The 19,455-nt window shown below is 67.2% G+C and carries 24 protein-coding genes; 8 read left to right on the top strand and 16 right to left on the bottom strand.

Going from position 1 to position 19,455, the window contains the following annotated elements; all coding sequences use genetic code 11:
- The first annotated feature begins 12 nt into the window (after positions 1-12).
- The 3 genes from EGM71_RS00645 to EGM71_RS00635 all read left to right on the top strand — a co-directional run bounded on the left by EGM71_RS00645 (position 13) and on the right by EGM71_RS00635 (position 1,661).
- Positions 13-543: a phage tail protein gene (locus EGM71_RS00645; RefSeq protein WP_188487052.1), complete on the top strand. Its 531-nt coding sequence runs from the start codon at positions 13-15 to the stop codon at positions 541-543.
- Between the two features lie 30 nt (positions 544-573).
- Positions 574-1,107, top strand: a complete 534-nt coding sequence (locus tag EGM71_RS00640) for a phage tail protein (RefSeq protein WP_188487050.1) — start codon at positions 574-576, stop codon at positions 1,105-1,107.
- Between the two features lie 83 nt (positions 1,108-1,190).
- Positions 1,191-1,661, top strand: a complete 471-nt coding sequence (locus EGM71_RS00635; protein ID WP_223224518.1) for a GNAT family N-acetyltransferase — start codon at positions 1,191-1,193, stop codon at positions 1,659-1,661.
- On the opposite strand, the gene EGM71_RS00630 is transcribed toward EGM71_RS00635, so the two are convergent.
- Positions 1,654-1,947: a DUF6916 family protein gene (locus tag EGM71_RS00630; protein WP_049470820.1), complete on the bottom strand. Its 294-nt coding sequence runs from the start codon at positions 1,945-1,947 to the stop codon at positions 1,654-1,656. The two genes, EGM71_RS00635 and EGM71_RS00630, sit on opposite strands and share 8 nt — an antisense overlap.
- A 135-nt stretch (positions 1,948-2,082) precedes the next feature.
- On the opposite strand from EGM71_RS00630, the gene EGM71_RS00625 reads away from it, so the two are divergent.
- Positions 2,083-2,544 carry a YybH family protein gene (locus EGM71_RS00625; RefSeq protein WP_188487048.1) on the top strand — a complete coding sequence of 154 codons (462 nt, stop codon included), beginning with the start codon at positions 2,083-2,085 and terminating at the stop codon, positions 2,542-2,544.
- A 125-nt stretch (positions 2,545-2,669) separates the two neighbouring features.
- Here EGM71_RS00625 and EGM71_RS00620 read toward each other — a convergent pair whose 3' ends face one another.
- The 5 genes from EGM71_RS00620 to EGM71_RS00600 form a co-directional block, all read right to left on the bottom strand.
- Positions 2,670-3,695, bottom strand: a complete 1,026-nt coding sequence (locus EGM71_RS00620) for an NAD(P)H-dependent glycerol-3-phosphate dehydrogenase (RefSeq protein ID WP_010487166.1) — start codon at positions 3,693-3,695, stop codon at positions 2,670-2,672.
- Positions 3,696-3,715: 20 nt separating this feature from the next.
- Positions 3,716-4,234, bottom strand: a complete 519-nt coding sequence (gene secB, locus EGM71_RS00615; protein ID WP_005407596.1) for a protein-export chaperone SecB — start codon at positions 4,232-4,234, stop codon at positions 3,716-3,718.
- A 100-nt stretch (positions 4,235-4,334) separates the two neighbouring features.
- Positions 4,335-4,772, bottom strand: a complete 438-nt coding sequence (locus EGM71_RS00610) for a rhodanese-like domain-containing protein (RefSeq protein ID WP_049416566.1) — start codon at positions 4,770-4,772, stop codon at positions 4,335-4,337.
- 57 nt (positions 4,773-4,829) lie between these two features.
- Entirely contained in the window at positions 4,830-5,255 is a 426-nt protein-coding gene (locus EGM71_RS00605) for a hypothetical protein (protein ID WP_188487046.1), read from the bottom strand.
- Positions 5,256-5,287: 32 nt separating this feature from the next.
- Positions 5,288-5,755 carry a YiiD C-terminal domain-containing protein gene (locus tag EGM71_RS00600; protein WP_049416564.1) on the bottom strand — a complete coding sequence of 156 codons (468 nt, stop codon included), beginning with the start codon at positions 5,753-5,755 and terminating at the stop codon, positions 5,288-5,290.
- A 35-nt stretch (positions 5,756-5,790) separates the two neighbouring features.
- On the opposite strand from EGM71_RS00600, the gene EGM71_RS00595 reads away from it, so the two are divergent.
- From EGM71_RS00595 to EGM71_RS00585, 3 genes are all read left to right on the top strand, one after another.
- Positions 5,791-6,600, top strand: a complete 810-nt coding sequence (locus tag EGM71_RS00595; RefSeq protein ID WP_188487044.1) for a uroporphyrinogen-III synthase — start codon at positions 5,791-5,793, stop codon at positions 6,598-6,600.
- A 104-nt stretch (positions 6,601-6,704) separates the two neighbouring features.
- A complete protein-coding gene (locus EGM71_RS00590; RefSeq protein WP_188487042.1) occupies positions 6,705-7,682 on the top strand; it encodes a uroporphyrinogen-III C-methyltransferase in 978 nt (325 codons plus the stop codon).
- A gap of 6 nt (positions 7,683-7,688) precedes the next feature.
- A complete protein-coding gene (locus EGM71_RS00585) occupies positions 7,689-8,984 on the top strand; it encodes a heme biosynthesis HemY N-terminal domain-containing protein (RefSeq protein ID WP_188487040.1) in 1,296 nt (431 codons plus the stop codon).
- A 119-nt stretch (positions 8,985-9,103) separates the two neighbouring features.
- Here the strand turns inward: EGM71_RS00585 and EGM71_RS00580 are convergent, their stop codons facing one another.
- Positions 9,104-10,399: an acetyl-CoA C-acetyltransferase gene (locus EGM71_RS00580; protein WP_029550824.1), complete on the bottom strand. Its 1,296-nt coding sequence runs from the start codon at positions 10,397-10,399 to the stop codon at positions 9,104-9,106.
- 93 nt (positions 10,400-10,492) lie between these two features.
- Here EGM71_RS00580 and EGM71_RS00575 point away from each other — a divergent pair, with 93 nt between their 5' ends.
- Complete coding sequence (locus EGM71_RS00575) at positions 10,493-11,380, top strand: hypothetical protein (protein WP_188487038.1); 888 nt, start codon at positions 10,493-10,495, stop codon at positions 11,378-11,380.
- A gap of 135 nt (positions 11,381-11,515) precedes the next feature.
- Here the strand turns inward: EGM71_RS00575 and EGM71_RS00570 are convergent, their stop codons facing one another.
- The 9 genes from EGM71_RS00570 to EGM71_RS00530 form a co-directional block, all read right to left on the bottom strand.
- On the bottom strand, positions 11,516-12,142 hold the full coding sequence (locus EGM71_RS00570; protein WP_188487036.1) for a superoxide dismutase family protein: 627 nt from the start codon (positions 12,140-12,142) through the stop codon (positions 11,516-11,518).
- Between the two features lie 32 nt (positions 12,143-12,174).
- Positions 12,175-12,744, bottom strand: coding sequence for a superoxide dismutase family protein (locus tag EGM71_RS00565; protein WP_188487034.1), 570 nt, complete (start codon positions 12,742-12,744; stop codon positions 12,175-12,177).
- Positions 12,745-12,837: 93 nt separating this feature from the next.
- A complete protein-coding gene (gene ntrC, locus EGM71_RS00560; protein ID WP_188487033.1) occupies positions 12,838-14,286 on the bottom strand; it encodes a nitrogen regulation protein NR(I) in 1,449 nt (482 codons plus the stop codon).
- The gene (locus EGM71_RS00555; protein ID WP_032959394.1) at positions 14,279-15,340 is read right to left on the bottom strand and encodes a two-component system sensor histidine kinase NtrB; all 1,062 of its coding nucleotides are present in this window, start codon (positions 15,338-15,340) and stop codon (positions 14,279-14,281) included. Before EGM71_RS00555 ends, ntrC begins: the two co-directional genes overlap by 8 nt.
- 81 nt (positions 15,341-15,421) lie before the next feature.
- Entirely contained in the window at positions 15,422-15,736 is a 315-nt protein-coding gene (locus tag EGM71_RS00550) for a hypothetical protein (protein WP_008268793.1), read from the bottom strand.
- A 72-nt stretch (positions 15,737-15,808) separates the two neighbouring features.
- Positions 15,809-16,975 (bottom strand): murein transglycosylase A, encoded by a 1,167-nt coding sequence (gene mltA / locus EGM71_RS00545; protein ID WP_188487031.1) that lies wholly within the window; start codon positions 16,973-16,975, stop codon positions 15,809-15,811.
- A gap of 67 nt (positions 16,976-17,042) precedes the next feature.
- Positions 17,043-17,789: an N-acetylmuramoyl-L-alanine amidase gene (locus EGM71_RS00540; RefSeq protein WP_188487029.1), complete on the bottom strand. Its 747-nt coding sequence runs from the start codon at positions 17,787-17,789 to the stop codon at positions 17,043-17,045.
- 141 nt (positions 17,790-17,930) lie between these two features.
- Positions 17,931-18,323, bottom strand: a complete 393-nt coding sequence (locus EGM71_RS00535) for a hypothetical protein (RefSeq protein WP_188487027.1) — start codon at positions 18,321-18,323, stop codon at positions 17,931-17,933.
- Positions 18,324-19,113: 790 nt separating this feature from the next.
- Positions 19,114-19,389 carry a DUF596 domain-containing protein gene (locus EGM71_RS00530; RefSeq protein ID WP_188487025.1) on the bottom strand — a complete coding sequence of 92 codons (276 nt, stop codon included), beginning with the start codon at positions 19,387-19,389 and terminating at the stop codon, positions 19,114-19,116.
- Between the last annotated feature and the right edge of the window lie 66 nt (positions 19,390-19,455).

Raw genomic sequence — 19,455 nt, 5'->3', positions numbered from 1 at the left:
GGAGCCAGTGCCATGTCGCAACCCTTTGTTGGCGAGATCCGCTTGTTTCCCTACAACTTCGCGCCGGTGGGATGGCTCGACTGCAATGGCCAGACATTGCAGATTTCAGAGTACGAAGTGCTGTACACCTTGATCGGCACCACCTACGGCGGCGATGGCGCGGTGACGTTCCAGTTGCCCAACCTTTCAGGCCGTGTACCGATCCACCAGGGCACAGGCCTTGGGTTGGGAACCTACGTGATGGGGCAGGCCGCCGGCAGTGAATCGGTGACGTTGACCAGCGCGCACCTTCCCGCTCATACGCACGCCTTCAATGCCGTCGATGCGGTAGCCAGTTCAGCGACACCGGGGTCCAACCTGCAGTTGGGGGCGGTCAGTGGCGAGACGCTGTACACCGACAGTGTCACCGGCATCGCAGGTGGCCTGCTCGCGCCTGCGGCGGTGGGCAGTGCCGGCGGCAACCAGCCGCACGACAACACCATGCCTTCGCTGGTCGCGCGCTACTGCATCGCGTGGGCCGGCGTTTTCCCCTCGCAGGGCTGACTCACTCCGTTCGGCTACAAGGATTCCATCATGAGCGATCCCTTTACCGGCGAAATCCAGATGTTCGGCTTCAATTTCGCTCCCAACAACTGGGCCATGAGCCAGGGCCAGCTGATTCCCATCCAGCAGAACACAGCGCTGTTCTCGCTGCTTGGCGTAACGTTTGGAGGCAACGGAACCAGTAACTTCCAGCTGCCTGATTTCTCCGGCAATGCCGCCTGCGGACAGGGCAACGGACCCGGCCTGACGCCACGCGTCATGGGCGAGGTCTTCGGGTCGGACACGGTGACGCTGCTCTCCACCGAAATGCCGGCGCACTCGCACGGAGCCCGCATCTACAACCAGCCCAACAAGGCCCATCGCAGCGGCGTCCCCGCGGCCAACGATGCGCTGATCACGCCGGAAAAGGCGTCGATCCTCACCCCCACCACCACCGCCAACAGCGTCTTTCCGCCCAACACGGTCGGAATGACGGGCGGCACCGCACCGCACCCGAATCAGCAGCCTTATCTCACCGTGAACTTCTGCATCTGCCTGTTCGGCGTCTTCCCGCAGCGGCCATGACTGCGAACGTGGCACTGGCCTTTCCTTCGCTGCGGGCGGCCTGGCTGCCCGCAACGGGGGACGGTCTTCCCGCAGGAGTGAGCGTGCGCGAAGCACAGGATGGCGACCTGCCGTTCCTGCAGCGGCTCTATGCAGAGTCGCGCGCGGCCGAGCTGGCCCATGTCGGGTGGCCCGACTCGCTGCGCCAGGCGTTCCTCGACAACCAGTTTGCACTGCAGCACCTGCACTACACCCGGCATTACCAGCCTGCGCACTATCTGCTGGTCGAGCAGGCCGGGCGGCCGATCGGGCGCCTGTACCTGCATTGCGACGAACACGAAGCCACCCTCATCGATATCGCCCTGCTGGACGCCGTGCGTGGCTGCGGCATCGGCTCGGCCCTGGTGCGCTGGGTACAACGCGCGGCGCACGCCGTGCCGCTGCACAGCGTCGTCCTGCATGTCGCCTGGGAAAACCTGGCCGCGCGCCGGCTCTACGAACGGCTCGCGTTCCACACCGAAGGCGATACCGGCAGCCACCTGCGCATGCGCTGGGTGGCGACAGCGGTCAGTTGAACAGTGCCTGGTAGATGAAGCCGGTCCGATCGCGCGCGATCGGTACCAGGAAAATGCCGAACTCGCCGAGCCCGTGGTGGCGCATGGTGTAGGTGCGCTGCGGGAACAGGACCGCCGATTCATTGCGGAACAGCAGCGAGAACGGTGCACGCATCTGGCCTGCAATCTGCCGATCGGGCATCGGCGCGGCTTCCACCAGCACGAACGGAACACCGGTGTTCTCGATGTCGGCGCTGAAGGTTTCGTTGAGATGACCTGCGAACTGGTCCAGCTGGAAAAAATGCATGCGTCCCCTCCCCCGGTTGACGTCGAGCATGCCGAAGGGTCCGCGTGCTTTCAATGGGGCCCGTGCCTCCGCCGGTCGGGCGCGGATGGGGGATACTCGCCCTGGCGCTCACCGGCGCACCCAAGGACTGAGCCGATGCGTATCTGCCTGCTGCTTCTCGCCCTGTCCGGCCCGCTGCTGGCCGCCGATGGCCCACCCTCGGCACCGGCTGCCACTGCGCTGCCGGATGTAACGCTGCCCCCTTCGCTGGATCGCGTGCTGCGCGACTACGAGCAGGCGTGGCACACGGGCGACGCCAAGGCGCTGGCCGGGTTGTTCGCCGAGGATGGGTTCATCCTGCAGAGCAACCAGCCTCCCGTGCGCGGGCGCGACGCGATTGCAGGCGCCTACGCCAGCCAGGGCGGCAGTCCGTTGCGGCTGCGTGCCCTGGCATATTCGGTGGACGGGAGCACGGGCTACATCATTGGTGCCTACCGCTACGGCAATAACGTGGGGGACACCGGCAAGTTCACGCTGACGCTGAAGCGCGTGGGCGATGGGCCGTGGTTGATCTTCTCGGACATGGACAACACCAGCGTGCCGCCACGGGCGCTGTGATTGCTGCCGCCGGGCGCCAACCAAGGTCGGCAGCTGCCAGAAGCGGGTTCGGCAGTAGATCCACGCCATGCGTGGATGGGTCGCGCACAAAAAAAAAACCCGGCACGTAGCCGGGGTTTTTCGATTCACTTGAACAGCGTATCCGGATACTCCGGTTTCTGTTCCCGCGCCAGCAGTGCGCGCAGGCCTTCTTCCGGCGTCTGCTCGCCGTGCAGCACAGCACGCACGCGGTCGGAGATCGGCAGGTCGATGCCATGACGGCGCGCCTGTCGCATCACTTCGTCGGCGGTCTGCACCGACTCGACCACCTGGCCGATTTCGCGCACGGCATCCTGCAGCGTCTGGCCACGGCCCAGGGCCAGGCCCAGGCGGCGGTTGCGCGACAGGTCGCCGGTGCAGGTCAGCACCAGATCGCCGAGGCCGGCCAGGCCCATCAGCGTTTCCGGCTTGGCGCCGATCGCAGCGGCCAGGCGCAGCATCTCGTTCAGACCACGGGTGATCAGGCCGGCACGGGCGTTGAGGCCCAGCTGCATGCCATCGGCCACGCCGGTGGCCACGGCCAGCACGTTCTTCATCGCGCCGCCCAGCTCGGCACCGACCATGTCGTCGCCGGTGTAGGCGCGGAACGCCGGGCCATGCATCGCCTCGGCCACCGTCTGCGCGAACTCGGGCACGTCGCCATGCACGGTGATCGCCGTCGGCAGGCCCTGGGTCACTTCCTTGGCGAACGACGGCCCGGTGACGACGGCCAGCGGCACGTCCTCACCCAGCACTTCGCGTGCCACTTCATGCAGGAAGCGGCCCGAACCGGGTTCGAAGCCCTTGGTGGCCCACGCCACACCGGCACCGGCCGGACGCAGCGGCGCCAGCGCACGCACGGTCTCGCCGAACGCATGCGACGGCGTCACCACCAGGATCCAGGCCGCGCCCTCCACGGCCGACGCCAGGTCGGTGGTGGCACGCAGGCTGTCCGGCAGCGGGATGCCCGGCAGGTAGCGCGGGTTCTCGTGGCGCTGGTCGATGGCCTCGACCACGGCAGCGTCGCGCCCCCACAGCACGGTCGGGTGACCGTGCCGTGCGAGCAGGCTGGCCAGCGCGGTTCCCCAGGAACCGGCGCCCAGCACGGCGATCTTGTCAGCGGGAGTGCTCATCCGTGACGTCGCGGCAGGAATCAGGCGTTGCCAGCCGGCTCGGAGTCAGCCAGCGACGGTGCGTCGCCCTGCTCCTGGCGCTGGCGCAGGGTTTCTGCGTACAGGCCTTCGAAGTTGATCGGCTGCAGGAAGAACGGCGGGAAGCCGCCGGCCTGGATCAGGTCGCTGATCAGCTGGCGCACGTACGGGAACAGGATGTTCGGGCACTGGGTGCCGAGCAGTACGTCGATCGACTGCGGGTCCAGGCCGACCAGGCCGAACACGCCGGCCTGCTTCACTTCGGCCACGTAGGCGGTGCGCTCACCGGCCTGGCAGGTCAGGGTCACGGCCAGCACGACTTCGAAGGCGTTCTCACCCAGGCGCTGCACCTGCTGGTTCAGGTTCAGCTGCAGCTCCGGCTGCACCTGGTCATTGAAGATGGTCGGGGCGTTCGGCGACTCGAAGGAGACGTCCTTGACGTAGATCTTCTCGACGGTGAAAGCGGGGCCGGTAGCGGCATCGACCGGCGCAGCGGCGCCGTTGGTGATCTCTTCGGACATTTCCAGTAACTCCAGGTGAATGCAATGAAAACGATGGTCGAACTACTGCGATGGGGGCGGGATCAGGCCCAAACAAGGCCGGATCCGCCACCTGCGACAATCAGTTGCGGCCCTTGACCAGCGGCAGTTCGGCCTGCTGCCAGGCGGGAATGCCGCCGTCGAGCACGTAGACCTTCTCGAAGCCGGCCTTCTTCAGCGCCTTCGCGGCGGTTTCCGAAGCGTTGCCGCTGCGGCACACCAGCACCACCGGCGACTGCTTGGCATTGGCCACCAGCTTGTTCTCCGGGCCGAAGGCACTGGCCTGGGCATTGCGGCTGCCGGCAATGTGGCCCTTCTCGAAGTCACCGCTGGCCGACAGGTCGACCACCACCGTGCCGCCCGCGTTGATCAGCTGGGTCAGTTCGGCGGGCTTGATGCCCTTGAAGCCCCGGAACAGGCGGCGGATCTCGGTGACGATGATGGCCACGGTCAGGCCGACCAGGGCCGCGGACAGCATCGGGTTTCGGCCTGCAAAGGCCAGCAACTCTTCGTAATTCACTCAGGTCACGGGTCGATTAAGCGGGCGCCGATTGTCGCACAAGCCGGACGCAGCCCGTCACTGCCCCTTCCACAGGTCCGGCAGGCCGGCAGTCTGCCACCAGCGCTTGGCCTCGGAGTCCCAGCGCCAGCGCTCGACCACGACCACGGTGCGCTCGGCCTGGGTGTTCTGGTTGATCACCCCGATTTCGACCCGGCGCTCGACCAGGCCCCCGTCCAGCGCGGCGCTGCTGCGCTCGCGGTAGGACGACACGCGCAGCTGCGCGTAACGGTTGAGCTCGAACTCGGTCGGCGGCTTTTCCTTGCGCAGCTTGGGGTCGAGATAGCCGATGGCATCGTCCATGCTGCCCCAGCGGATGGTGGCGCCATAGGCGACCTGGGTCTCTTCCAGCAGCTTGCGCTGCTTGCGGCTGAGGTCGTCGGCCGAAACCACGGCGCTGACCAGCAGCAGGGAACACATCAGGAACTGGATGAGGCGGCGCATCGGTGGTTTCCCCAGAACGTCAGCCTGCCATCCTACCCTTTGGCGAAGGCAACAAAGCGACCGCTGAACTCGGCGGCAGGCTTGCCATCGGCACCGGGCTGGGTGGCGATGATGCTGATGCGGGCCTTGCGGCGCTGCCGGAAGGTATTCAGGAAGGCGTCCCAGCCGGTGGCTTCGGCCGCTTCGGCGTGGGCATGCAGGTCTTCGTAGACCGGCGCCAGGTAGCGCAGGTTGCTGTCGGCCACATAGACCTCGGCATCGTGGCCGGCCAGGCGCAGGCGCAGGCTGACCAGGGCCCAGCCGGACAGGGTCAGCACCGAGGCCAGGCTGCCGCCGAAGGCGTTGCCCTTGTCGTTGACGTTGGCAGCCAGCGGCGCGGTGATGCGCAGCACGCCATCGGCATAACCATCGAGGCGGATCTGCATGGCGCGCACCGCCGGCATGCAGTCCAGCACGTCCTGCAGGGCGGCCAACGAGGAAGTCAGGGCATCAACGGACATCGGAGCAGCGACCACGACAACGAAGGGCCCGCATAATGCAGGCAATGGTCGACCATACGATACCCACTGGCGCCACCCGTTCCGGCGCGCGCTGGACCCTGATCTCGCTGCGCCCGCAGGGCCAGAACGCGGCGCTGCGCCGCGCCGCTGCTGGGCTGGGCGGGGATGTACTGGCCCTGGCGCCCTGGCGCCTGCAGCGTCTGCACGGCACGCCTGTGGTGCGCCAGCTGCAACGCGCGCTGAACTGCGATCGGGTGGTGTTCACCAGCCCGGCCGCCGTCGCCGCGGCGGCATCGCTGCTGCCGCTGGCCGATGCGCAGTGCAGCCCGTGGCTGACCGTGGGCGAAGGCACCGCGCGTGCGCTGCAGGCACTGGGCGTCGACGAGGTGCATGCGCCGCAGCGGATGGACAGCGAGGGGCTGCTCGCGATGCCGGTGCTGGCCGACGTACAGGGCCTGCGCATCGGCCTGGTGACCGCGCCCGGCGGGCGTGGCCTGATTGCCGCGCAGCTGCAGGCCGCGGGCGCCACGATCGAACGCGCCGACGTCTACCAGCGTCGCCTGCTGCGCCTGCCGCCGCGCGCGCTGGCTCGATTGGCGCATTCAGCACAGCCGTGGGTGCTGGCCGTGAGCAGTGGCGAAGCGCTGCAGCATTTCTGGCAGCAGCTCCCGCCGGCCGAGCAGCAGCGCCTGCGGGCCTGTGCCCGCGTGGTGGTCGCCAGTGACCGCCTCGGCGAACAGGCGCAGGCGCTCGGCCTGCAGCGCATCACGCGCAGCGCCGGCCCCACCGCTGCGCAGCTGGTGGCCGCTGCACACGCCACGCTCACCGTCCCGGCAGCGACCTGAACAGGGACGTGGATCACGCTTGCCGCTGTCGTCGGCAACAGTGATGCTGTGCACAACGCGGCCTGCCGGCCCCCGACCGGCGACGCTGCCGACAAGGAAGCCCGATGAACGACACTCCGCCCGCTCCCCCATCCCATCGACCCGTGCGCTGGCTGTTGCCGCTGGCCGCTGTGGTCGTGCTCGGCGCGGGCGGCTATGCCGGCTGGTACGTCTGGCAGCAGCAACAGCACGAACAGCAAGCGCAGGCCCAGACCACGGCCGTACAGCTGAAGGGCCTGGAGGCCACGCTGGATGCGCTGCGCCGTGACCAGCGCGCGACCAGCCAGCGCCTGCAGGACGCGGCGACCACCAATCGCGTGCTGCGCGACGAGATGCTGGGACTCTCACAGCGTAGCGCGTTGCTGGAAGAGAACCTGGCCAAGCTGGCTGACAGCGCCAACCAGGGCCGCCAGGCGGTGCAGCGCGATGAGGCCGAGCTGCTGCTGACCCAGGCCGCGCAACGCCTGAACTACGCCGACGACGTGGACGGCGCACGCCGTCTGTACGCGCAGGCGGCCACCGCGCTGGCCGAACTGCCCGACACTGATGGCCTGAACCTGCGCCAGGCGCTGGTGCAGGAGCGCGAGGCACTGGATGCGCTCGGCACCGGCCCACGCGTGCAGTCGCTGCAGCGCCTGGATGCCGTGGCCCGCGCGCTGCAGGGCCTGCCCTCGCAGATCACCGGCACGACCGGCAGCAGCACCGCCAAACCCTGGTGGCAGGCCACGCTGGCGCCATTCGTGGACATCACCCCGAGCCGCCAGAACGGCCCGCTGACTGCCGCCGAACAACGCAACGCCGACGATGCCCTGCAGCTGGAACTGACATTGGCACGTGCCGCCATCGAGCGCGGCGACCGCGCGGGCCGCAATACTGCACTGGACCGCGTGGAGCACTGGGCACAGCGGCGTTGGCCGGATTCACCAGCCCTGCGCGCACAACGTGCTGAACTGAAGGCCTTGCGCGAACTTCCACTGCAGGCCAACGACGCTGTTCTTGGCAGCACCCTGCAACAACTGCGCACCCAGACCGACCGGAGGTAAGCCCGCATGAAACCCCTGCAATCCCTGGTCGTGCTGTTGCTGGCCGTGGCCATCGGCGTGGTCGCCGCGCAATGGCTCGGCGCCGATGACCTGAACCGCTTTGGCGAAGTGACCCTGCGCTACGGCGGCTACGACTACCACAGCAACCTGCCGAAGGTGGCACTGCTGGCGGTGATCACGGTGCTGGTGCTGTGGCTGCTGTGGAGCCTGATCGCTGCACCGTTCCGTGCCTGGGGCCGCTACCGTCGCAAGCAGGGCCGGGTGCGCCTGATCGACGGCCTGCAGGCCTATGAGCATGGCCAGTGGCAGCGTGCGGAAAAACTGCTGGACGGCGCCGCCAAGGACGCGGAAGTGAGCGCGGTGGCGCTGGCCAATGCCGTGCGCAGCGCGCAGGCACGGGCCGACGGCCCCGCCGGAGAGGCGCTGCTGCAGCGCCTGGGCGAAAGTGATGCCACCCTGCAGGCGCTGCTGCGCGCCGAACAGCTGCTGGCGCGCGATCTGCCGGTGGATGCGATCAACGCATTGGACGTAGCGGCAATCCAGCCGCTGCCGCCGCGCGGCCTGTGGCTGCGCACCGAAGCGCTGGCACAGGCCGGCCGCGCCCACGAGGCGTATGGCCAGTTGGGTGCGCTGCGCCAGAGCAAAGTGCTTCCGGCCGACGCGAACAGCGAACTGGAAGCGCGCCTGGCCGCACAGGCGCTGCTGGAAGCGGCCGACGTCAATGCGCTGGCCGCGCAATGGGAAGCTACGCCGAAAGCATTGCGCCCCACCCCGGACGTGGTGGGCGCCTATGCCAGCCGTGCGGTGGCACTGAACTGGGATGAGCCTGCATTGCTGGCGCTGGAACAGGCCCTGGACCATCGCTGGGACGACGAACTGGTGACGCTGTATGGTCGCCTTCCCGCCGAGCGCCTGGCCACGCGCCAGAGCAATCTGGCGCGCTGGCGCAACGTGCATGACGACTCGGCCGCGCTGCGCCTGGCACAGGGCCGCGTGGCCCTGGGCCAGCAGCAGTGGGATGCCGCCGATGCGTTCCTGCACGAAGCCATCGCCGCGGGCGCGGGTGCACCGGCGTGGGAAGCGCTGGGTGAACTGTTCGCACAGCGTGGCGATCATGCGCTGGCCGCGCAGTGCCTGGCCAATGCGCTGCGCCTGCAGCGCGGCGAGGACAGCGTGGAACTGGTGCGCGGCAGCGAAGCGCCGCTGCGTGCCACGGTGGAGGAGCAGCCGGTTACGGTGCAGCCGCCGGTGTATGACGCCAACAAAGAGCGCGACGAATTCGGTAATCCGCGGTTGCCGTAAGCATGGCTGAGGTGTGCCGACCAACGGACGGCACCCACCGTAGCAAGAAAAAAACGCCGCCCATCGGGCGGCGTTTTCGTACCAGCGCTGCCGGCCAGCGGCCGGCACTACCGTGATGCTCAGCGTTCGACGATCGCCACCACGCCCATGCCGCCGGCGGTGCAGATCGACACCAGCGCACGGCCACCGCCGCGTTCGGCGAGCTGCTTGGCTGCGGTGGCGATCACGCGTGCGCCGGTGGCGGCGAACGGGTGGCCGGTGGCCAGCGACGAGCCCAGCAGGTTGATCTTGTCCGGGTCGATGCGACCCATCGGTGCATCCAGGCCCAGGCGGTTGCGGCAGTAATCCTCGCTCTCCCACGCACGCAGGGTGCACAGCACCTGTGCGGCGAAGGCCTCGTGGATCTCGTAGATGTCGAAGTCCTGCAGGGTCAGGCCGTTGCGCTTGAGCATCTCCGGCACGGCCACGGTCGGCGCCATCAGCAGGCCTTCGCCATGCACGAAATCCACTGCCGAAACGTGCGCGTCGCGCAGGTAGGCCTGCGGCTCGTGGCCGTGGGCACGCGCCCACTCCTCGCTGGCCAGCAGCACTGCGGCGGCACCGTCGGTCAGCGGGGTGGAGTTGGCGGCGGTCAGCGTGCCGCGGCCGGAGACCTTGTCGAATGCCGGCTTCAGCGTCGCGAGCTTCTCCAGCGAGGTATCCGGGCGCAGGATGTTGTCACGCTCGACGCCACGGAACGGTGCGATCAGGTCGTTGAAGAAGCCACGCTCATAGGCGGCAGCCAGCTTCTTGTGCGACGACACCGCCCACTCGTCCTGCGAGTCGCGCGAGATGTTCCACTCCTTGGCCATGTCCTCGCAGTGGTCGCCCATGCTCTTGCCGGTGCGCGGCTCGGCCACGCCGGGGAACTCGGGCTTGAGCTCGGAGAACTTGAAGCCGGCGGTAAGCGCACGGATCTTGTCGCCGGTGCTCTTGGCACGGTTGGCAGCCAGCAGGCGCGCGCGCAGCTTCTTGCCGTAGACGATCGGCACGTCGGAGGTGGTGTCCGAACCGCCGCCGATGCCCGATTCGATCTGGCCCAGCGCGATCTTGTTGGCGACAGTGATGATGCTGTCCAGCGAGGTGCCACAGGCGCGCTGCAGGGTGATGCCCGGGGTCAACGGCGACAGGCCGGAAGACAGCGTGGCTTCGCGGCCCAGGTTCCAGTCGCTGGAGTGCTTGATCACCGCACCCATCGCCACTTCACCCAGCTGCTGGCCATGCAGGCCGAAACGTTCGACCAGCGCGCCCAGCGTACGGACCGACATGCCGAGGTTGCCGACATCCGAATACGCGGTGTTCTGGCGGCAGAACGGAATGCGGACGCCACCGAGGATGGCGACGGGACGAGCGTTGGGCATGGAGATACCTGGCATGGATGAGGGTGTCTGCAACATGGCCTGCACGACGGAGCAGGCATAATGGAGCCAAGTGTAGCTGCCGCCCTGTGATGGGCCAACCGTGGAACCATGAGCAAACCCGACCCCGCGATGAATGCCCTTGGCGTGCTGGCCCTGGAACTGGCCGGCGGCGAAATCCCCCGCCAGGCGGTGCTCAGCGCTGAACAGGCCGGTGAACTGGCCGAACGCGTCGGCCGTGACCTGTCCAAGCTGGTGCCGCAGGTGGCCGAGCTGGACCTGGTGTTCGCCGCCGCCCATTTCGACCCGGCCGAAGTACTGCGCCCCGGCTGGCCGATCCATCGCCGCCTGGAAGAACTGCAGATGCGTGCCCCGGGCCGCAACCAGGGCCCGCGCCTGCTGGCGTTCGGTACCGATGCCGAGGGTGACGTGCCGCTGCCGTTCCAGGCCGATGCCAGCCTGGTGGGCGGTGGACTGCGCGTGGTGCCGTTCCTGCTGACCGGCAGCGATGTGGCCACCACCAATGCAGTGGCCAATGCGCTGGAAGAGACACTGCTGGCCAACGGCATGGCGCATGCCGACACCGCGTTGATGGCGCAGAACAGCTTCGGTGCCCGCATCGAGCACGCGCGCTATTTCACCGTGAACGACCTGGCCGCGATGATGTCGATGCAGTACGACAACCAGGGTCTGGCCGCGCTGTGGCCGCTGATCGAGACCGCGATCATGGCGCCGGGCGAGGACGAGTGGCTCAATGCCGCGCCCGAGCCGCTGCTGCGCTACACCCATGGCGAAGCACGCATGGCGCTGTTCGACCCGGCCGGCTGGTGCGCGCACTACAACCACGGCAAGAACGACTGCGACCGCCTGAAGGGCATCTACGAGCAGTTCCTGATGCGCCAGCGGCAGATGGCCGCGGTGCTGGAAGCGCACGGCGTGCCGGTGCTGTTCGTGCACTGCGAAGCCGGCCAGGACGCGCGCGAACTGCTGGCGCGCTGATGCGGGTGGCCTGATGGTAGTGCCGGCCGCTGGCCGGCAACCTCCGGATTCGCGATTGCCGGCCAGCGGCCGGCACTACCGATCAAGAAAAACGCCGGCAAAAGCCGGCGTTTTCCGTTTCCAGCAAAAGCGTCCTTACGGGGCCTTCTGGATCACCGCACACGCCAGGCGCGCGCCGGCGTTGCCGGTCGGCTGGGTCTTGTAGTCGTCCGCATCGGCGTGGACGATCAGGCCGCGGCCGACGATGTCGAAGTCATCACCCTTGCCGATGTTGACGTTGCTCGACACCGGGCCATCGATGGTGGCCACGCCCTTGTCGTCGGCCTTGATGTTGGGCATGTCGCCGCCGTGGTGAGGATCGGTCGCGACGTTGCCGTGATCCTGGTGGCCGGGGTTGAAGTGGCCGCCGGCGCTCATGCCATCCGGCGCGCTGCAGTCGCCCTTTTCGTGGATGTGGAAGCCGTGCTCGCTGCCCGGCTTCAGGCCGGTGATCTGGCCGGTCACGTGGACCTTGCCGTCGACCACCTTGAAGGTGACGCTACCCTTGGCCTCGTTGCCCTGGGTCGGTGCCAGCTCAGCGGTGGCCGAGGCATCGCCAGCCGGTGCAGCCGCCGGTGCCGGCGCTGCGGCCGGTTCGGTGGTAGCGCCGTCAGCCGGTGCGGCCGGCGGCGTTTCAGCCTGCGGCGCGGCCGGCTGCTGGTTGCAGGCCGCCAGGCCCAGTGCAGCAATGGCTGCGAACAGCGAAGTGTGGATCAGACGCATTGGATTCTCTCCCTGGATGTTGCCTGCAGTGATCAGCGGACGACCCGGATCACGCCACAGGCGATGCGGACGCCGGCATTGCCGGCGGGCTGGCTGCGATAGTCGTCGGCGTTGGCATGCACGACCAGTGCACGTCCGGCGATATCGGTGGCGGCGCCTCCGCCAAGGGTAACGCCCTTGAGGTGGATATCGACGTTGGCGCGGCCCTGGGCGTCGGCACGCAGATTGTCCATGTCGCCCAGGTGGTGCTTGCCGGTGCCAGCGCGGCCATGCGCAGCGCCACCGGGATTGAAGTGATTGCCGGCACTGCTGGCATCCACCGCGCTGCAGTCACCGCGTTCGTGGATGTGGAAGCCAGCCTGCTGCATCGGCTGCAGGCCACCGACCAGGCCGGTGATATGGATGCCGCCCGGTTCCACCATCAGCGCGATGCGGCCACTGACGATGCTGGCCGAGGCCGGCGACAGATTGGCCTCGGCCTGTTTCGCGGCGCTGACCGCGACCGGCGGTGGCGGGGTGGGTTCAGCCTTCTTCGGCGCACTGCCACAGGCAGACAGCAGCACGGCGGCAGACAACGGCAGGATGGCAAAGGACAGACGCATCGAAGACTCCTTGCAGGTGACACTACGGACGGCATCGTCCATGAACGATCAACGGTTCGGCAAGCGGGCGCGAGGATCGCGTGCAGGGACCGTTCAATGGCCCCCGCGGCGGCGCCCGGCGCCCAGCTTGCGGGTAAGGGTATTGCGGCCGAGTCCCAGGCGGGCAGCGGCTTCGGCGCGGCGGCCATGGGTGATCTGCAGCGCGGCCTCCAGCAGGGCATGGTCGACCCGCTCGCGCACCTGCGCGTGCAGCCCTTCCACGCCTTCGGCCAGCTGACGGCGCGCCCATTCGGCCAGCAGCGCTTCCCACTGGCCCGGATCGGCTGCGCTGGCACTGTTGCGGCGGCCGCGCGCGCGGTTCAGCGCGGTATCGACATCGGCCACGCCGATGGTGTCGGCGGCGGCCAGCGCGGCCATCCGCCAGCACACGTTCTCCAGCTCGCGCACGTTGCCCGGCCAGTCGTGCTCGCGCAGCGCCTGCAGCGCCGCGGCAGTGAGGCGCTTCGGCGGCGTATCCAGCTTGCGTGCGGCGGCGGCCAGGAAGGTGCTGGCCAGTTGCGCGATGTCCTCGCGGCGCTCGCGCAGCGGTGGCAGCTGCAGGCGCACCACGTCCAGGCGGTGCAGCAGATCGGCGCGGAACTTCCCCTGCGCGACCAGCCCTTCCAGATCCTGGTGGGTGGCGGCCACCACGCGCACGTCGACGCGGATCAGCTCGCGGCCACCGACGCGGAAGAACTCACCCTGCGCCAGCACACGCAGCAGGCGGGTCTGCAGCGGCAACGGCATGTCGCCGATCTCATCCAGGAACAGCGTGCCACCGTTGGCCTGCTCGAAGCGGCCGATGTGGCGGCGCTGCGCACCGGTGAAGGCACCCGCTTCGTGGCCGAACAACTCACTTTCCAGCAGTTCGGCGGGGATCGCGGCGGTATTGAGCGCGACGAACGGACCCTGCGCACGCGGCGATTCGCGATGCAGCGCATTGGCCACCAGTTCCTTGCCGGTGCCGGTCTCGCCGGTGATCAGCACCGCCAGCGGCGCCTGCGCCAGGCGACCGATGGCGCGGAACAGCGCGCGCATCGGCGGCGTATCACCCACCAGTTGCGGCGGCTGGTCGCTGGACGTTTCGGCGGCGGGGCTGGGAGCGGCCAGCGCGGGCGCCACCGCCGGCAGCACACGCTGCGCCAGCGCCACGGCATCGTCCAGGTCGAACGGTTTGGACAGGAATTCATGCGCGCCACCGCGGAACGCACCGGCAGTACTGGCGACATCGGTATAGGCCGACATCACCACCACCGGCAGCTGCGGCAGCGCGGCCTTGAGCTTGTCCAGCAGCACCAGGCCATCGTCGCCGGGCATGCGCACATCGGTGAACAGCAGCGCCGGCGGCGGGCCTTCGCTCAAGGCCTGCAGGGCGGGGGCGGCACTGTCGAAATCGACGACCTGATAGCCCGCCTCGCGCAGCGCCGTGCACAGTACGAAGCGCACCGCACGGTCATCGTCGACCACCCAGATGCGCTGCGCGGTGGTTGGGGACTCAGACATCGCGCGGGGCCTCCTCGGCCGGGGCGGCGCCGTTGCCAATCGGCAACAGCAGGGTGAACACGGTATGGCCCGGACGCGAACGGTAGGTCAGCGTGCCGCGATGCTCGCGCGCGACCTGCTGGGCCAGTGCCAGGCCCAGCCCGGTGCCTTCGGCACGGCCACTGACCAGCGGCAGGAACAGGTGTTCGGCCAGCTCCTCGGGCACCCCACGGCCGTCGTCGGCGATCTCCAGGCGCAGCGCCAGCGTGTGCAGCTGCTCGGCGATGCGCACGCCATGCTCCACGCGGGTGCGCAGGGTGATGCTGCCGGCGCCGGCCTGGATCGCGTTGCGCACCAGGTTCCACACCGCCTGGGTGAGGCGGTCTGCGTCGCCATGGAATTCGGGAATGCTGGGGTCGTAGTCGCGCTGCAGGCGTACCGCCCAGCCGGCCTCGTTCTCGGCCAGGCGCAGCACACGTTCGAGCGCAGCATGGATGTTCAATTCGGCATGCGGCGCGGCCGGGGCCGGCGACAGCAGCTGGTCGAGCAGGCCGTTGAGGCGTTCGATCTCCGAGCCGATCAGCTCGATCAGCTCGCGTTCGCTGGCATCGCGCTGGGCCGCGCGGCGGGCCAGCAGCTGGGCCGCGCCCTTCAGCCCGGCCAACGGGTTGCGCAGTTCATGGGCCAGCCCCTTCAGCGCTGCGCTGAGCGCGCTGGGCAGGGCCTGGGTCGGGTCGAGCCCGGGAAATTCATCGACCGGATGCGCCTCCAGCAGCCAGCCACCATCGTCGCGGCGGCTCATCCAGCCCTCGGCGAAGCGCGGTGCCTCGCCGGGCACCGCCAGCGCCAGCCGGTTCAGGCGCAGGCTGTCGCGCTCATCGCGGGCCAGGAAATGGGCCAGCGCCTCGCCCTGCACTTCCAGTGCGGCCAGCGGCCGGCCCAGCAGGCGCCGGACACTGACACCCAGCCAGCGGGCAAAGGCCGGATTGCAGCCGGCAATGCAGCCATCGGCCCCGGCCCAGGCCAGCGGCGTGCCCAGGGCATCGAGGGACGGCGGGGGTGCGGGGTCGGACATTGCACCAATGTAGTGCAAAACGTGGGTTCGGGGTCGGATCCCCTTCCGTCAGGAAAGGGCTCTGACCCCGGCCGGGCAGCGTTACACCGGGTAGCCGGTGGCTTCCCGGGCCTTCTTCCAGGCGCTTTCGAATTCGCGCGCGGAGATTTCGTCGTCTTCGTCGAAATCCAGGAACGACACCGGCTGGTCGGCCAGCAGGAAGCGGTCGTCGCTGTGGGCATGCTCGTCGGCCCAGACCATCTTGGTGCCGTAGATTTCCACCTGGCGCACGATCTTCTCGCCACGCGCTTCCATCAGCACGTTGCCCTTGCCCAGGCCCGATTCGGCCCAGTGCTTGTAGTACTTCTTTGCGGCCGATTTGGCGCCGGATCTTGCGTTGTGCTTTGCGTAGGTCATTGCAGGGGTCCTGGCCGCAGGCGCGGCCGGAAAGTTCGGAATGGCGCCATTATCAGGCATCCGGGGGCCAACCTACTGCGGCAACGCCACGCCCTTCGGCCACAGCATCCAGATGTTGCCCTTCTGCTTCATGTCGCCGGCGAGCTTGCCGGCGGCATCGCCGCTGCCCCAGTACAGGTCGGCGCGCACTTCACCGGCGATGGCGCCGCCGGTGTCCTGCGCGGCCACCGGTCGCACCACCGGGCTGCCGTCCGGGCGCGTGGTGGACAGCCACAGCAGGCTGCCCAGCGGCACCACGGTGCGATCCACCGCCACGCTGTAGCCGGCGGTGAGCGGCACATTCAGTGAACCGCGTGGCCCCTCCGGGCTGTCCGGGTTGCGCACGAAGAACACGTAGCTGGGGTTGCTGCGCAGCAGTTCCGGCACGCGCGCGGGGTTGGCCCGTGCCCAGGCGCGGATGGCGTCCATGGTGACGTCTTCCTTCTTCAGCTGGCCCTGGTCCACCAGCCAGCGGCCGATGGCACGGTACGGGTGGCCGTTCTGTTCCGCATAGGCCAGCCGCACCTGCGTGCCATCGGCCAGGCGCACGCGGCCGGACCCCTGGATCTGCAGCAGTTGCAGGTCCATCGGGTCGGTCAGCCAGGCCAGCACCGGGGCTTTGGCACCCTTGGCCGCGATGGTGCCGGCGTCGTCATAGGGCTTGAGCACCTTGCCTTCGACGCGCCCGCGCAGGCGCTTGCCCTTCAGTTCCGGGTAGAGGCTCTCCAGCTGCACCACCACCAGATCATCCGGTGTGCCGTAGACCGGCACCGTCGCCTTGTCGGTGCGGGTGAGGCTGCCGGCGTAGATCGGCTCGTAGTAGCCGGTAATCAGCCCGTCGGCCTGGTGGCCGCCGGCACGCAGCGCATAGACATCGAGGTCGCGCTGCAGGAACTGGCGGATCGCGGCCGGGTCCTTGTCCGATACCGCGGCGGCGACGGCGCAGGGCTTGGCCCAGACCGCATCGTTCTTCAGGCGGGTGCAGCTGCTGCGCCAGGCAACGAAGCCGGCCTGCAGGTCGCTGTCGGAGACCAGTGGCAGTGCACTCCATGCAGCCTTGGCATAGGTGGCCGCGGGCGGGTTGACCGGCGTCGGCACTTCAGATCCGGTGCGGGGAGCGGTGGTGGAGCAGCCTGCGAGCACGGCCGCTGCCAGCAGGATGCAGTGCTTGCGCTTGAAGAAGGTGGCGGAATCGATCATGCCGCCATGGTGGCGGGCCGGCCGCTGGGCGGCAACCCAGCGCGGGGTCAAGCGTTCATGCGCGTGGTCACGGCGTCTGCAGCAGCAGCGAGTGCAGGATGCGGGCGTCTTCGGCATCCAGCATCTTCGGCAGGTCGTCGCGACCACGGAAACGGCGGTGGAAGGCCGCAACGGTGGCCTCACGGTTGTCCAGCGGATAGCCGAAACGGGCCAGCGCATTCCACGCGTCGAAGCCTTCCGGCGCAGCACCATCGGCCGCACGCGGCCAGACGCCGAATCCGGCCTCGGCCAGCTGCTGCCACGGGAAGAACCGGCTCGGATCCTGCTTGCGCGTCGGCGCCAGGTCGGCATGGCCGATCACCTGTCGCGGCGGAATGTTCAGGCGCGTGGTGAGATCGCGCAGCAGCACGATCAGCGATTCGATCTGCGCCGCACTGAACGGGCTGCGGCCATCGTTGTCGAGCTCGATGCCGATCGAGGCGGAGTTGAGATCGGTGATGGTGCCCCAGCGCCCGGCCCCGGCGTGCCAGGCACGGCGCTCATCGGCGACCAGCTGGTAACGATGGCCATCGGCGCCGATCAGGTAGTGCGCACTGACCGGTCCACCGCTGTTGGCCGTGCGCAGCGTATGCAGGCTCTGCTGCACCGACTTCTGCTCGGTGTGGTGGATGACGATGATGACCGGCGTGCGCGCGTTCTGGTTGGGTGATGGCACCCAGGTGGCGAGCGGGTTGTGCTGCACGGGCGCGGTGGCGGTGCAGGCCGCCAGGGCCAGCGCCAACAGTGTGGAAGCCAGGAGGCGGGGGCTGATCATGGGCAGATTGTAACCATGGACCGCAGCCGTGGTTCGGCGCAGCGCGCCGAACGACATCGCTGACGGCTCCGCAGTCCGCGTGCTGATGGCAGTGCCTGATCATGAAGATGTAGCGGATCACATGAAAAGATCGAAGCGGCACTATGGGGCAGCAGGGCCCGGGAAGATCAGATCTTGCCCAAATCTTGCGGCATAGATGCTCTCGAACTGGAAGGAAAGCACGAACCGCGATTCACTTGCCGCAGCATAGCGCTTGACGAAACGGCAAATTTCCTCCCAGGCGCATTCAAATCCGCTTGCGCGGAAATGGAACGAACCCAGCAGCCCCACACGCCAGTCGGCCTCCAGCCCTTCCGCGACGACAGCCTCCGGCGGTTCAACGATGCGGAAACCGAATCCCGTGTTGGACGCTGGAAGATGCCCCTGCAGCTTGTCCAGATCATCGGAATACTCGGCCTGGATCGAATCCAAGACTTGTAGCACGGCCTCGAAGCTGGAACCGACCTCGACTTCGAGAAACAGCGAAATGCTCATCGTCGAACCGTTATAGCGCCGTCATCATCAAAGGTCTTGTGCTGCGGCAGAGCGGTCTCATCCACGTATCGGGCATTCGGACGTAATGATCCTTTTATCCGCTGATCCTACCCATGAATTCCGCAATCAACACCCGATCCGAATCATTCTTTCCAGCCCGATCCAGAACTGGACCAATATGGTAGGAAAGAAGGTCACGATAGGCACCCGCCTCTGGAATGAAGGCATCAAGACAACTCAAGAACGACCTCACCGACATAAACGAAAGAAACACCTCGTAGGGATATGAACTCGCAAAAGGAACACCCTGCAAATAGTAGTTTGCCAGCCTCTTCTGCTCTGCCCTTGGCCAAGATCGGCACTTCATCAGAACAAATGCGTCCCGATAATTGTCCGACTTCAATGGCGCGTAACTCATCAGCCACTCTGATGCGGCCGTAGCGTCCATTGCAGACATCTCACCGCAGAGCTTTCTAATTCTTTCATCCATAGATCTGCAGCCCGACTTGATGATTGCCTCGTTGTAGATTGCTTCATTCCCCGGCCTCGGCATCAACTGCTATTTGTGCCCCCTCCTTTGCGAGGGCGCCCAACAGCGCATGTGGATAGCAATCATCCTTCGACAGTAGTCACATACACCACCCGGCGACTTAGATCACCGCGCCATCGCGATCCGGAATCCTGAAAAGTCACTCGCAAGAGCGGACTTTGGCTTCAAAACATTACCCCGCTTTTGTTCACGCCAAGCGAGTTGATTCAAGGGCTGTATCCGATGAAGTCCACGCTCAAATCAGGTCCAGACGTCTCCCTCAGGCGTGATCCAAACCAATCCAAACGGAGCATCCGTAAGAAACCAGAATCCATCCTCATCGAGATCTTCCTGATCTCTTGTAGCAGGCCAAGCGTGACGCAGAACACCCAATTGCGCATCGATATCGCCATCGGCGAAGACACCATCCGAGGCAAGCTTCAGCTTCCCTTCCTCCATCAACATCCTAAGCATTGAGAAGAACTCTTCCGTCTGCTGCTCAAAATTAATATCGCCCCCCTCAAATTCCATATTCATATTTCTCCATAGGACTCCCATGGAGTATCCATAGGAGTAATGAAGAACATTCCTGATCGCGTCAGT

The organism is Stenotrophomonas maltophilia, from assembly GCF_006970445.1.
Taxonomy (GTDB): Bacteria; Pseudomonadota; Gammaproteobacteria; order Xanthomonadales; family Xanthomonadaceae; genus Stenotrophomonas; species Stenotrophomonas maltophilia_AU.
Note: the sequence above shows the minus strand (reverse complement) of the source record. Positions and strands in the feature narration are given on the sequence as shown.

Coding starts and splice junctions, on each gene's coding strand:
- EGM71_RS00645 (WP_188487052.1), top strand. CDS start 13: ATGTCGCAACCCTTTGTTGGCGAGATCCGCTTGTTTCCCTACAACTTC.
- EGM71_RS00640 (WP_188487050.1), top strand. CDS start 574: ATGAGCGATCCCTTTACCGGCGAAATCCAGATGTTCGGCTTCAATTTC.
- EGM71_RS00630 (WP_049470820.1), bottom strand. CDS start 1,947: ATGCATTTTTTCCAGCTGGACCAGTTCGCAGGTCATCTCAACGAAACC.
- EGM71_RS00625 (WP_188487048.1), top strand. CDS start 2,083: ATGCGTATCTGCCTGCTGCTTCTCGCCCTGTCCGGCCCGCTGCTGGCC.
- EGM71_RS00620 (WP_010487166.1), bottom strand. CDS start 3,695: ATGAGCACTCCCGCTGACAAGATCGCCGTGCTGGGCGCCGGTTCCTGG.
- secB (WP_005407596.1), bottom strand. CDS start 4,234: ATGTCCGAAGAGATCACCAACGGCGCCGCTGCGCCGGTCGATGCCGCT.
- EGM71_RS00605 (WP_188487046.1), bottom strand. CDS start 5,255: ATGCGCCGCCTCATCCAGTTCCTGATGTGTTCCCTGCTGCTGGTCAGC.
- EGM71_RS00600 (WP_049416564.1), bottom strand. CDS start 5,755: ATGTCCGTTGATGCCCTGACTTCCTCGTTGGCCGCCCTGCAGGACGTG.
- EGM71_RS00595 (WP_188487044.1), top strand. CDS start 5,791: ATGCAGGCAATGGTCGACCATACGATACCCACTGGCGCCACCCGTTCC.
- EGM71_RS00590 (WP_188487042.1), top strand. CDS start 6,705: ATGAACGACACTCCGCCCGCTCCCCCATCCCATCGACCCGTGCGCTGG.
- EGM71_RS00585 (WP_188487040.1), top strand. CDS start 7,689: ATGAAACCCCTGCAATCCCTGGTCGTGCTGTTGCTGGCCGTGGCCATC.
- EGM71_RS00580 (WP_029550824.1), bottom strand. CDS start 10,399: ATGCCAGGTATCTCCATGCCCAACGCTCGTCCCGTCGCCATCCTCGGT.
- EGM71_RS00575 (WP_188487038.1), top strand. CDS start 10,493: ATGAGCAAACCCGACCCCGCGATGAATGCCCTTGGCGTGCTGGCCCTG.
- EGM71_RS00570 (WP_188487036.1), bottom strand. CDS start 12,142: ATGCGTCTGATCCACACTTCGCTGTTCGCAGCCATTGCTGCACTGGGC.
- EGM71_RS00565 (WP_188487034.1), bottom strand. CDS start 12,744: ATGCGTCTGTCCTTTGCCATCCTGCCGTTGTCTGCCGCCGTGCTGCTG.
- ntrC (WP_188487033.1), bottom strand. CDS start 14,286: ATGTCTGAGTCCCCAACCACCGCGCAGCGCATCTGGGTGGTCGACGAT.
- EGM71_RS00555 (WP_032959394.1), bottom strand. CDS start 15,340: ATGTCCGACCCCGCACCCCCGCCGTCCCTCGATGCCCTGGGCACGCCG.
- EGM71_RS00550 (WP_008268793.1), bottom strand. CDS start 15,736: ATGACCTACGCAAAGCACAACGCAAGATCCGGCGCCAAATCGGCCGCA.
- mltA (WP_188487031.1), bottom strand. CDS start 16,975: ATGATCGATTCCGCCACCTTCTTCAAGCGCAAGCACTGCATCCTGCTG.
- EGM71_RS00540 (WP_188487029.1), bottom strand. CDS start 17,789: ATGATCAGCCCCCGCCTCCTGGCTTCCACACTGTTGGCGCTGGCCCTG.
- EGM71_RS00535 (WP_188487027.1), bottom strand. CDS start 18,323: ATGAGCATTTCGCTGTTTCTCGAAGTCGAGGTCGGTTCCAGCTTCGAG.
- EGM71_RS00530 (WP_188487025.1), bottom strand. CDS start 19,389: ATGAATATGGAATTTGAGGGGGGCGATATTAATTTTGAGCAGCAGACG.